9 protein-coding genes are annotated in these 12,774 nt (G+C 35.5%); all 9 read left to right on the top strand.

Annotated elements, in window-relative coordinates:
- Positions 1-68 precede the first annotated feature (68 nt).
- Positions 69-1,457, top strand: coding sequence for a tRNA uridine-5-carboxymethylaminomethyl(34) synthesis GTPase MnmE (gene mnmE / locus MHI00_RS16160; RefSeq protein WP_015077878.1), 1,389 nt, complete (start codon positions 69-71; stop codon positions 1,455-1,457).
- 24 nt (positions 1,458-1,481) lie between these two features.
- On the top strand, positions 1,482-3,380 hold the full coding sequence (mnmG, locus tag MHI00_RS16155) for a tRNA uridine-5-carboxymethylaminomethyl(34) synthesis enzyme MnmG (protein ID WP_035065057.1): 1,899 nt from the start codon (positions 1,482-1,484) through the stop codon (positions 3,378-3,380).
- Positions 3,381-4,452: 1,072 nt separating this feature from the next.
- Entirely contained in the window at positions 4,453-5,502 is a 1,050-nt protein-coding gene (locus tag MHI00_RS16150) for a hypothetical protein (RefSeq protein WP_010052210.1), read from the top strand.
- Between the two features lie 284 nt (positions 5,503-5,786).
- Positions 5,787-6,758, top strand: a complete 972-nt coding sequence (locus MHI00_RS16145) for a LacI family DNA-binding transcriptional regulator (protein ID WP_015077875.1) — start codon at positions 5,787-5,789, stop codon at positions 6,756-6,758.
- A 24-nt stretch (positions 6,759-6,782) separates the two neighbouring features.
- Positions 6,783-7,643, top strand: a complete 861-nt coding sequence (gene scrK / locus MHI00_RS16140; RefSeq protein ID WP_341115246.1) for a fructokinase ScrK — start codon at positions 6,783-6,785, stop codon at positions 7,641-7,643.
- A 165-nt stretch (positions 7,644-7,808) separates the two neighbouring features.
- Positions 7,809-8,690: an ABC transporter permease gene (locus MHI00_RS16135; RefSeq protein WP_414024862.1), complete on the top strand. Its 882-nt coding sequence runs from the start codon at positions 7,809-7,811 to the stop codon at positions 8,688-8,690.
- The gene (locus MHI00_RS16130) at positions 8,690-9,574 is read left to right on the top strand and encodes a carbohydrate ABC transporter permease (protein ID WP_015077872.1); all 885 of its coding nucleotides are present in this window, start codon (positions 8,690-8,692) and stop codon (positions 9,572-9,574) included. Before MHI00_RS16135 ends, MHI00_RS16130 begins: the two co-directional genes overlap by 1 nt.
- A 43-nt stretch (positions 9,575-9,617) precedes the next feature.
- Entirely contained in the window at positions 9,618-11,237 is a 1,620-nt protein-coding gene (locus MHI00_RS16125) for an ABC transporter substrate-binding protein (protein WP_341115243.1), read from the top strand.
- 4 nt (positions 11,238-11,241) lie between these two features.
- Positions 11,242-12,624 (top strand): glycoside hydrolase family 32 protein, encoded by a 1,383-nt coding sequence (locus tag MHI00_RS16120; protein WP_015077870.1) that lies wholly within the window; start codon positions 11,242-11,244, stop codon positions 12,622-12,624.
- Positions 12,625-12,774 lie beyond the last annotated feature (150 nt).

The raw sequence follows: 12,774 nt of genomic DNA, 5'->3' as shown, positions 1-12,774 counted from the left end.
GCTAATTTTAGCCAAGGGGTGGAGTGGGCACTTTTTTGATGCAAAAAAATAAGAAGGAGTGAGATAAATTGTCATTAGAATTTGATACAATTGCAGCCGTATCAACGCCGCCAGGAGAAGGTGCGATTGGGATTGTGCGTTTATCTGGGGAAGAGGCTTTACAAGTTGCTGATAAAGTTTATCAAGCAGGTACTAAAAAGTTAGTTGACGTTGCCAGTCATACGATTCATTATGGACATATTCGTGATCCAAAGACTTCTGAAACGATTGATGAAGTGATGGTTTCGGTGATGCGTAGTCCAAAAACATTTACGCGAGAAGATGTTGTGGAAATTAACTGTCACGGTGGCATTACATCGGTGAATCAAGTCTTGCAAATCGTTTTGCAAAATGGTGCACGTTTAGCTGAACCAGGTGAATTTACAAAACGCGCTTTTCTAAATGGGCGCATTGATTTATCGCAAGCTGAGGCCGTGATGGATTTGATTCGTGCGAAAACGGATAAAGCGATGTATTTAGCGTTACAACAATTAGATGGCAATTTATCAACTTTGATTCGTAATTTACGTTCGGAAATTTTAGATACATTAGCGCAAGTTGAAGTGAATATTGATTACCCAGAATATGACGATGTTGAAACGTTAACGGCACGTTTGTTAGTGGAGAAAGCTTACCATGTTAAAGCTAGTATTAACCAATTATTACAGACGGCAAGCCAAGGGAAAATTTTACGTGAGGGCTTGGCCACAGCTATTATTGGTCGTCCTAATGTTGGTAAATCCAGCTTGCTGAACTTCTTATTGCAAGAAGAAAAAGCAATTGTGACGGAGATTGCCGGTACGACGCGGGATGTTATTGAAGAGTATGTGAATGTCCGAGGCGTTCCTTTGAAGCTAGTTGATACTGCGGGAATTCGTGAAACAGAAGATATTGTGGAGAAAATTGGTGTAGAACGAAGTCGTCAAGCCTTACAAGAGGCGGATTTAGTTTTACTGGTCTTTAATCAAAATGAACCCTTAACGTTAGAGGATAAACTGTTAATTGAAGCTACGGCTGATAATCATCGGATTATTATTTTAAATAAAATGGACCTACCAAACCAATTAGATTTAGCTGAGTTAGAAGGATTAGTTGATCCAGCTAGTATTGTTAAAACGTCAATTTTAACGAAATCAGGAATTGATGTTTTAGAAGAAAAAATAGCGGCGTTGTTTTTTGCAGGTGCAACAGGCGATCGCGATGCAACCTATGTATCCAATGTCCGCCATATTGCTTTATTGCACGATGCAGAAGCAGCTTTAGATGAAGTCATTAACGGCATTGAAGCGGATATGCCAGTTGATTTAGTGCAAATTGATATGACCCGTTGTTGGGATTTATTAGGTGAAATTACAGGAGACAGTGTGCAAGATGAGTTGTTAACACAATTGTTTAGTCAATTCTGTCTAGGAAAATAGAACATAAGAGAAGGGAACGAGATAATGGAACGATTTGAAGCAGGAACATTTGATGTTATCGTTGTTGGAGCAGGTCATGCAGGTTCAGAGGCGGCTTTAGCTAGTGCAAGAATGGGGCAAAAAACCTTACTTTTAACTATTAATTTAGATATGGTTGCGTTTATGCCATGTAATCCATCTGTTGGTGGACCAGCTAAAGGAGTTGTCGTTAGAGAAATCGACGCTTTAGGCGGAGAAATGGGACGCAATATCGACAAAACATACATCCAAATGCGGATGTTAAATACAGGTAAAGGACCAGCTGTGCGCGCATTACGTGCACAAGCGGATAAATTCCTTTACGCAAACGAAATGAAACACACGATTGAGCGTGAAGATAATATTATTTTACGCCAAGGAATTGCTGAAGATTTAATTATTGAAGATGGTGTTTGTTTAGGGATTGTAACCAATACGGGAGCTGTTTACCGTAGTAAATCGGTTATTTTAACAGCTGGAACGTCTTCTCGTGGTCAAATTATTATTGGAGAATTAAAGTATTCGTCAGGCCCAAATAATTCACAGCCTTCGATTAAGCTTTCAGAAAGTTTGCTACGGAATGGCTTTGAATTAGCGCGTTTTAAAACAGGAACTCCACCACGCGTAAAAGCGTCAACGATTGATTATAGTGTAACTGAAGAGCAACCAGGCGATGAAAAAGCGAATCACTTTAGCTATGAAACGCCAGATAGTGCTTATGTGAAGGATCAATTATCTTGTTGGTTAACGTATAGTAATGAAAAAACTCATGATATTATCAAAGCCAATTTGCACCGCGCACCGATGTTTACAGGGATTGTTGAAGGGGTTGGTGCACGTTATTGTCCATCTATTGAAGATAAAATCGTCCGCTTTAGTGACAAACCACGTCACCAAATGTTCTTAGAGCCAGAAGGACGTAATACAGAAGAAGTTTATGTTCAAGGCTTGTCGACTTCAATGCCGGAAGATGTGCAATTAGATATGATTCGTTCAGTGGCAGGCTTGGAAAAAGCCGAAATGATGCGGACAGGTTATGCGATTGAATATGATGTCGTTGTACCTTATCAATTACGTCCTTCATTAGAAACAAAAATCGTTGAGAACCTATTTACAGCGGGTCAAATGAATGGAACGTCTGGTTATGAAGAAGCAGCAAGCCAAGGTTTAATGGCTGGGATTAATGCAGCTTTGAAAAACCAAGGCAAGGAACCATTTGTGATGAAACGTAGTGAAGGTTATATTGGGGTTATGGTGGATGATTTGGTGACAAAAGGCACGATGGAACCTTACCGTTTACTAACTTCTCGTGCAGAATATCGTTTGTTGTTACGTCACGATAATGCAGATTTCCGTTTAACTGAAATTGGACATGAAATTGGATTAGTCTCAGATGAACGCTACGAAACTTTCTTAGCTAAAAAAGCTTTGGTTGAAGATGAGATTAAGCGTCTAATGAAAACACGTTTGAAACCAACAGCTGAATTACAAGCTTTCTTGGTTGATGTGAAAGGTGCTTCTCCTTTAAAAGATGGTATTTTAGCTGCTGATTTCTTGCGCCGTCCTGAAATGACTTATGAGGAAGTTGTGAGCTTTGCTCCTGCTACGATTGAGTTGCCGTTGGCTGTCAAAGAACAAGTTGAAATTCAAATTAAGTACGAAGGATATATTCAAAAAGCGATTGAAAAAGTAGAAAAAATGAAACGCATGGAATCTAAACGCATTCCAGAACGCATTGATTATGAAGCTATTAATGGTTTAGCGACTGAAGCTCGTCAAAAATTGGTTAAAATTCAACCAGAAACAATTGCCCAAGCGAGTCGAATTAGTGGCGTTAATCCAGCCGATATTTCTATTTTAATGGTCTATGTGGAACAAGGGAAAATTGCGAAAGTTGCGGAATAAAGCCTTTAATTAGAGCTTTTTGTAATATTTAGCAATTTAGTAAAAACTACCACTTTAACTATCCTTGTTTTAGAAGTTAACATAATTTCATTTGGATAAGATTTGTAAAGGTACTTTATAAGCTTCATAGTAAGAGAGACACTCTTCTTACTATGAAGCTTTTTATTTTTCTATAAATACTGGATTGAACGTCACATAGGAATTTTACCTTTTTGCGATCCTCACGCGAGTATAGTTATCAATAAGTATCAAGTTATTCCGTATAATCCTATCGTTATAGATTATTTTGTAGTTATAATTTTTAATAATTACTATTAAAAGGCAACAAGAAAAGAGCAATTTTTATAAATAGCGTTTTTAAAATTTGACGAGAAAACACCAGAGTGCAACAGCGAAGAAAATTACAGCAAATATTAAACTATTCCACAGTCCTAACATAATAAACGGAGAGGTATTTTTATCTCCTTCACTTTTTATACTAGCGAATGTTCGCCAAGTTATCACTAGCTGCCATATACTTACTAATAAAAAAACGAATCCTACTAAATATCTCATAATAATTACCTCCTTTTGGTTAAAGATAACACTTAATGGAAGCGTTATCAAATTAAGATATAAACTATTATTTTGTAAAACGACTTGATTGATATTATAGAAAAATATATTGAAGATTTTGATATTGATGTTGTTAAATGAATAGACATGAATACTTGTGATTGATAAATGTTTGTCTATGTGTAACAAGGCAAAGTTGCGGAATAGGATTGAGTAGTAAAACGAAGAGTAATTGAAGATATAAGATGTAGTTCACCTCGCTAATTAGGCTGAAAAGTTTAATTAGTGGGGTGTTTTTTTGACTATAATGAACTAGTGCGGTCGAAATAAAAGTAGATTATTAAAAACAAGTCATGTACAAATAATTAGAAAAATAAAATGTTTTTAAAATTAAAAACTCGAAATGAATTTAATTATATTATAATTTTTTAAACCATATTATTTGGAATAGTAAAAAGCTTGTGATAACATAAAGAAGTAGATAAAGTTAGAAAAAATAAAATGGAGGTAGATGGATATGGAAAAAAGGAAAACTGGGTTTAGAACTTATTTAACAGATGGAGAAGCAGGAATTAATATTTCATGGGGATCTATTTTTGCTGGTGTTATCACTTTTTTATCAATATTTATAACTCTCTCTCTAATTGGTTCTGCTATTGGATTTGGCACGCTCAAATTGACGACGGATCAACCTTTTGAAGGTGTAGGTACGGGTCTAATTATTTGGTCAATTATAATGTTAATTATATCTCTAATGAGTGCAGGTTTTGTAGCAGGTATCGCTGCAAGAAGAATCGGCTTGTTACATGGGTTCTTAACATGGGCGACAAGCATGTTACTAGTGGTTATTTTAGTTAGTTTTACAGCTGTAGGTGCTTTTTCAGCAGTTGGCTCATTATTAGGAAATGTTGCATCTGGTGTAGGCAGTGGAGTTCAAACTATAGCTTCGGGCACTGGTGATGTTATATCTAAAGGGATTGATAAAGTTTCTGATGAGGTAGGGACTGTGAATACATCTGAATTACAAGATAATATCGATAAGTATTTAAAAGATACAGATGTACCAGAATTACAACCTGATTATTTGAAAGACCAGTTAAGTCAAGCAACGGATACAATTAAAGATGCTGGAAAAGAAGCTCTAAAAAATCCAGATGACTCAGATAAAATCTTTGAAACAACTGCAGATTCACTAAAAGAACAAGCAAAAACAATTGGAGATTCTGTAGATAAAGACGCTATTGCGAATGCAGTTGCTAAAAATAGTGATCTTAGCCCAGAAGAAGCGCAACAAGCTACTGATAATATCTATAATGAATTACAAAAAGCTTCTAAGGAAACACAAGAACAAATTGATACGGTTCGTGAAAACTTAGAGGAAACAAAAGCTGACTTAAAAGAATCAATTGACGATGCAAGAAAAGCAGCAGATGACGCAGCTGATGCGACAGCTAAAGCATCTATTTGGGGCTTTGTTGCGATGGTTCTTGGTATGATTATTACTTCTTTAGCGGGACTTTGGGGATCAAATTTAGTTAAAGATCCACAACGTGAAGTTAAAATGTAATAAAAATCAATCTATGTAGGAAATACTCGAGCTAGCATTTTAGCTCGAGTATTTTTATATATTGTCTAATTAGGTTAATTTTGGCCGATATTCTTGATTGGCGTCAATCAAGATTTTATGGAAATCATTGATAGAATCGATTCAATCCTGCTACATCAATTTAAGAGTGAATGGGCATATCTGTAAAATATTTTAGAATAAGATTATTAAAACAAATGCATATCGGAAACGTTTCAATTTGGTTGATGACTATGCTATACTAATATAAAAAAGTGGAGGATAACATGAAAGCAACGATGAAAGATGTGGCAAAGCTTGCCGGTGTAGGTGTAGGAACTGTTTCTCGAGTCATTAACGGTGTCCGTGTAAAAGATAGCACATTAAAAAAAGTGAATCAGTCAATTCAAGAATTAGGCTATGAGCCAGATATATATGCAAGAGGAATGAAAACAAATCGATCAAATACGATAGCTCTGATTGTTCCAACAATTTGGCATCCGTTTTTTTCTGAATTTGGATTTCATGTTGAGAAAGAGTTGAAAGCGTTAGGCTATAAAATTTTTCTGTGTAATTCAACTGGAGATCCTGCTGTAGAAGACGAATATATTCAAATGATTAAGCAAAATAAGGTTGATGGGATTATTGGAATTACGTATACAGACATTGATAAAAGCGTTTCTTCGGATATTCCGTTTGTCAGTATTGACCGCCATTTTACGAGTAAGGTAACTATAGTAGCAGCTGATAGTAAGCAGGGTGGGGAAATAGCTTTTAATGAATTGAATAAGAGAGGATGCCAGCATTTTGCTTTTGTTGGGACGCACCAAGATAAAGAAAGCGAGACGAAGAATCGCCGGATTTATTTTGAGAAAAGTGCGCGTCGGGCTGGGAAAAAAATTTCTATTCTAGATTTTGAAGAGCCGATTATTGATTTTGAAAATCAAGTTCAAAAATTTTTTATCGATAATCCAACAATTGATGGGCTTTTCGGAATTAATGATTTTTTAGCAATGGATGTGATGAAAGAATTAGAAAAACTAGGTAAAAGAATTCCTGAAGATATTCAAGTAATTGGTTTTGATGGTGTGAAACTTTCAGAAGAACGGGAGTACTTGATGACCACGATTCGTCAGCCTTTAGAGACGATGGCTAAAGTTGCTGTTGAGCAAATTATGAATGCAATTAATGGAGATCCGATTGACTATAAGACGATTATTCCAGTCACATTTATTGAAGGAAGTACAACTAAAAATTAGAATAGAAAATAAAAGGAGTGTATGATTGTGCAGTTATACGGCAGTATCGAAGGTGGAGGCACAAAATTTGTTTGTGCAATTGGAGATGAACAACTGGAAATAGTGGAAAAGGTAGTCTTTAAAACAACAACGCCAGAAGAAACATTAAAAAAAGTTGTCCAGTTTTTTGAAGAAAAACGCGTTTCAGCAATTGGTATGGGTATGTTTGGCCCATTAGAGCAGCGCGTTGATCATGAAAAATATGGCTATATTACTAGTACGCCTAAACAAGGGTGGGCCAATGTCGATGTGGTGAGTCAATTAAAAGAAGTGCTTAATGTGCCTATATATTTTACAACAGATGTGAATTCTTCGGCTTACGGTGAATTTATTTCTAGAGGTGCTGTACCTGGGCTAGTTTATTACACAATTGGAACAGGGATTGGAGCAGGGATTGTTTTGAATGGTGAAATTATTGGTGTGACGGGTCATCCCGAAATGGGCCATGTATCAGTAAAACGTAGATTAGATGATGCTGATTTTGAAGGTGTATGTCCTTATCATAAAGATTGCCTTGAAGGGCTAGCTAGTGGACCTACTCTTCAAGCTAGGCTTGGCATTTTTGGAGAATGTGTTGCTTTAGATCACCCTGTTTTTGAGCTGATCGGTTATTATATTGCACAAGCTTGTGTTCAAGCTACCTTAACTTTGCGTCCCAATGTGATTGTCCTTGGTGGCGGTGTTATGAGCTCGAATTTATTAGAAATTGTAAAAAAAGAATTTAAAAAAACGTTGAATAATTATATTGAAATAGAAAATATAGATACGTATTTAAGCTTACCGACTGTGGTAGAAAATGGATCAGCGACAATTGGAAATTTTGCGTTGGCTAAAAAAATAATTTAAAAATTTATAAAATCGTTGTTGAAAAAATGAATTATATGGTGTAATATATTCTATATCGGAAACGATTCCAAAATGAGTTGGTTCTTTTTTTAAGACAAAATGGAAACGTTTCAAAAATGAAAGGAGAAAAAAATGAAACAAAAAGTGAAGAATAATTTGTTTTATATGCGAAAGAATTACCTATTATATTTATTGGTGTTGCCAGCAATTGTTTTAACGTTTATTTTTAAATACGTCCCAATTTATGGATTACTCATTGCTTTCAAAAATTATAATCCTCTTCAAGGGATCATAGGAAGTGAATGGGTTGGACTCGAACATTTCACTCGATTTTTATCATCGCCTAACTTTATGATCTTGTTAGTAAACACTTTGAAACTAAGTGTTTATGGTCTATTACTAGGGTTTTTCCCGCCCATTATTTTGGCAATTTCATTCAATTTATTAGCTAGTGATAAATTGAAGAAAAGGCTGCAGCTAATTCTCTATGCACCAAATTTTATATCAGTTGTAATTATCGTCGGAATGATTTTCCTATTCTTCTCAAATAAAGGACCTGTCAATCATATTTATGAATTTTTTACTGGTAAAACGGTGCCGTTCTTAACTGAACCTGATTTCTTTCGACCCTTGTATATTTTCTCGGGCATTTGGCAAGGAATTGGATGGTCGTCGATTCTCTATACAGCAACATTATCAAATGTGTCACCGGAATTGATTGATGCTGCAAAAATTGATGGCGCTAACATTTTACAGAGAATTTGGCATGTTGACATACCCGCAATTAAACCTGTCATGGTGATTAGTTTTATCCTTGCTGCAGGAGGGATTATGAGTGTCGGTTACGAAAAGGCTTACTTAATGCAAACAACGATGAATTTACCGAGTTCAGAAATTATCGCAACTTATGTTTATAAAGTAGGGCTTCAATCAGGAGATTACAGTTACTCAACTGCCGTTGGCTTGTTTAACTCCTTGATTAATCTTGTTTTAATCATTGCAGTCAACCAAACAGTGAAAAAATTAAATGATGGGGAGGGGCTGTAATGTTGAATAAACAGACTAGATTTGACCGGAATGTACTAATCGTTAATCGAGTATTGATTGGCTTATTAGTTTTTATTACCATCGTTCCATTAGCATATGTCCTAGCTGCTTCATTTCAGGATCCAGATACGTTAATGAGTCAGGGAATTAGTTTTAATTTGAAAAATTGGACACTGGCAGGTTATCAAAAAGTTTTAGCCAATGATTCGATTCTTCGCGGCTTCGTTAACTCAATGTTTTATTCTTTTGCATATGCAGCCTTTTCAACGATTATTACGATGCTTTGTGCCTATCCTCTTTCAAAAAAAGAATTTGTAGGTAGAAAAGTAATCATGTCATTTTTCTTGTTAACCATGTTCTTTGGTGGGGGATTGGTTCCCACATATATGGTTGTTAAAAATTTAGGGATTTTGGATACGCCATGGGCAATCATTTTGCCAGGTGCAATTAATATTTGGAACATTATATTGGCTAGAACTTATTTCCAAAGCTTACCTGATGAATTAGAAGAAGCCGCAAAAATAGATGGTGCAAATAGTATGCAAGTCTTTTTCAAAATCTTATTACCTTTAGCTAAACCAATCATGTTTGTTTTATTTTTATATGCCTTTGTTGGCCAATGGAATAGCTACTTTGATGCAATGATTTATATTAAAGACCCTGATTTACAACCTTTACAATTAATTCTGCGAAATATTTTAATTCAAAATCAGATTGATACAAATATGGTTGGCTCACAAGCAGCTATGGCGGAAATGGAAAAAGTCGCTCAGTTAATTAAGTATGCGACAATCATTATCTCAAGCTTACCGTTAATTATTATGTATCCATTCTTCCAAAAATATTTTGATAAAGGTGTTTTAGTTGGTTCAATGAAAGGATAATTTAGTTGATTTTAAACTTATAAATTGGAGAGGAATTAGGATGATGAAAACAAAAAAAATGATAATCATTGGTTTTTCAGCAGTCGTTTTACTAGCATTAGGTTCATGTGGAAAGAAAGATAATAGTAGCGCAATGGCAAGTAAGGATTATGAGTTAACGAATGTTGAGTTTCCTTTAAAAGAGAAAGTTGAGCTGAAAATGCTAGTTTCTGAAAATTCAACGGCGCCTAAAGATCCAAATGATATGCTGATTTTTAAACGTTTAGAGGAACAAAGTAATGTTCATATTAGTTGGACAAACTACGCCAATGATTTTGCGGAAAAGAGGAATCTAGATATTGCTTCTAGTGATTTACCAGATGCTATTTTCAATGCTGCAGCGAGTGAACAAGATTTACTTACTTGGGGTCAAAATGGTGTGATTGTACCTTTAGAGGAAACAATCGAGAAATATATGCCAAACTTACAAAAGGTTTTTGAAGAAGCCCCTGAATATAAGCAGATGTTGACGGCACCAGATGGCCACATCTATTCTCTGCCATGGATTGAAGAACTTGGAGAAGGAAAGAAATCAATCCATACAGTAAATTCGTTAGGTTGGATTAATCAGGCTTGGCTGACTAAATTAGGCTTAGAGCACCCTAAAAATCCAGAAGAGCTATACAATGTATTAAAAGCGTTTAAAGAACAAGATCCTAATGGAAATGGTAAGGCGGATGAGATTCCGTTGAGCTTCATTTCTAATGATGATGGCAATGATTTGAAGATGTTATTTGCAGCCTTTGGCGATGGTACTGGAGATAATGGAGATCATTTAGTTGTGGATGATGATGGCAAGGTACAGTTTACTGCAAATACAGAAAGCTATAAAAAAGCAGTCAAGTTCTTTAATAAAGCTTATGAAGAAGGTTTAATTGATACAGAAAGTTTTGAACAAGATTGGGCTAGATATGTTGCAAAAGGAAATGATCAAAAATACGGATTGTACTTTACTTGGGATCCGCATAATGTGACAGGAGGTACAGAAGATTATGTTATGTACCAACCGATGGCCAATGAAAGTGGCAAAATTAATGTGACTAGAACAAATAATTTTGGTTTTTCGAGAGACCGATTTGTTGTTACTTCCGCAAATAAAAACATTGAATTAACAGCAAAATGGATTGATCAAATGTACGATCCTATTCAATCTATTCAAAATAACTGGGGAACCTATGGCGATAAAGGTCAAAATATTTTTAAATATGACGAAGAGAAAAATCAATTAACTCATGAACCTCTTGACGGTGCAGCTCCTGTTGAAGTACGTCAGAAAACTGCAGTTGGTGGACCACTTGCGATTTTAGATACGTATTATGGGAACTATACAACCATGCCTGATGATGCGAAATGGCGTCTTGATTTAATGGATAAATTTATTTTCCCATATGTTCAAAATGAAAATAATTATCCGAATATCTTTTTATCTGCTAAAGATACGAAACGTCTCGCTGATATAGAAGCAGATATGAAGGATTTTGTTCTTAGAAAAAGAGATGAATGGCTGACAAAAGGTAATATAGACCAAGAATGGAATGACTATTTAAAACAATTAAAAGCGTTCGGTTTGGATGAATGGCTAGAAATCAAGCAAAGAAACTATGACGAATACTCAAAAGGATGATAAAATGACTGTTGATAAATGGATTTCAGAAAATAAAGAATTAGTGAACACAATGTATAAGCCTTTGCACCACTTTTCGGCACCGATTGGTTGGATCAACGATCCCAATGGCTTTGTTTATTATAAGGGAGAATATCACCTATTTTATCAATTTCACCCTTACTCAGCTAAATGGGGTCCAATGCACTGGGGTCATGCTAAGAGTAAAGATTTGTTGAATTGGGAACATTTACCTGTAGCATTGGAGCCTAATCAGCCCTACGATGAAGGCGGCTGCTTCTCAGGGACAGCTTTGGTCCAAGAAGATCAATTAATTTTGATGTATACAGGTGTTTCAGAAGAAGATGGAAAATCGCGTCAGATCCAGTGCATTGCTGTGAGCACAGATGGGATTACATTTGAAAAGTCGCCGCACAATCCAGTGATTGACGAACGTCACGTGAAAAATACGACCGACTTTCGTGACCCTAAAATATTTCGAAAGAACGAGAAATATTATTCTTTAGTTGCTTCTACAAAAGATGGAATTGGGAATGTCCTGCTATTTGAATCAGACGACTTGGTTTCTTGGGTATTTAAATCTACTTTTTTGACGGCGGAACCCCATCAAGGGAAAATTTGGGAATGTCCTGATTTATTTGAATTAGACGGGAAAGATGTTTTAATTGTCTCGCCGATTGCATTTACCAGTGAGGGGGCACGTTATACGAATGTAAATAGTTCTGTATATTTTGTTGGTAAGGTTGATTGGGATACCTATAAGTTTATTCCTGAAAGTTATGAAGAAATTGACTCAGGATTGGATTTTTATGCACCACAGACCTTAAAAGATGATCGGAATCGTAGAATTTTGATTGCTTGGCAACAAATGTGGGGACGAAACATTCCAACGGATGATTTAGGTCATCACTGGGCAGGAAGTATGATTATACCAAGAGAACTTAGATTAGTAGATGGGAAATTAATTCAGACAATAGTTTCTGAATATAATGAAGCTTTGACATTAGCTAGTTCTCAGAATGTAGATCGATTATATAGAGGACAACTTGAGCCTTTTGTTCAATTAGAGACTACCGAGCCTTTTTCTATTGAGATAGGCGCTGATGAAGATTATTTGCAGTTTGATTATGATGGAGAATCGTTGATGATAGATCGTACAAATCTTCAACAGTCAATCCAAGGCGAAGAAGAGCAATCAGATAAAAGAAGTAAATGCTACTCTTCGGAAAACTTAATAGTCAAAATATATGTAGATAAAGCTTGCTGCGAAATTATTGTGAATGATGAAGTAACGTTTTCAACCACCTTCTATTTGGAATCAGTTGACGCAGAAATTAAAGTAAAGGGAAAAGATTTAAAGATAGATGTGTACAATAAAAAAATCTAATGTTTGGTGAAATTTTAGTAGCCCTATTTTTTCATGAAAAGTGATAAAAAGCCATATTTTGATGGAACTATTAATCTCGAATAGAGAGTTTTAATAGTTCTCGGAGAATGTGGTTTTTCTGTTGTACTTTACTTTATTTTCATAGTTTAT

The sequence above is a fragment of the Carnobacterium sp. FSL E2-0243 genome (assembly GCF_038003605.1).
Taxonomy (GTDB): domain Bacteria; phylum Bacillota; class Bacilli; order Lactobacillales; family Carnobacteriaceae; genus Carnobacterium; species Carnobacterium maltaromaticum.
The sequence above is the reverse complement of the archived record's forward strand: the minus strand, read 5'-3'. Positions and strand labels throughout refer to the sequence as shown.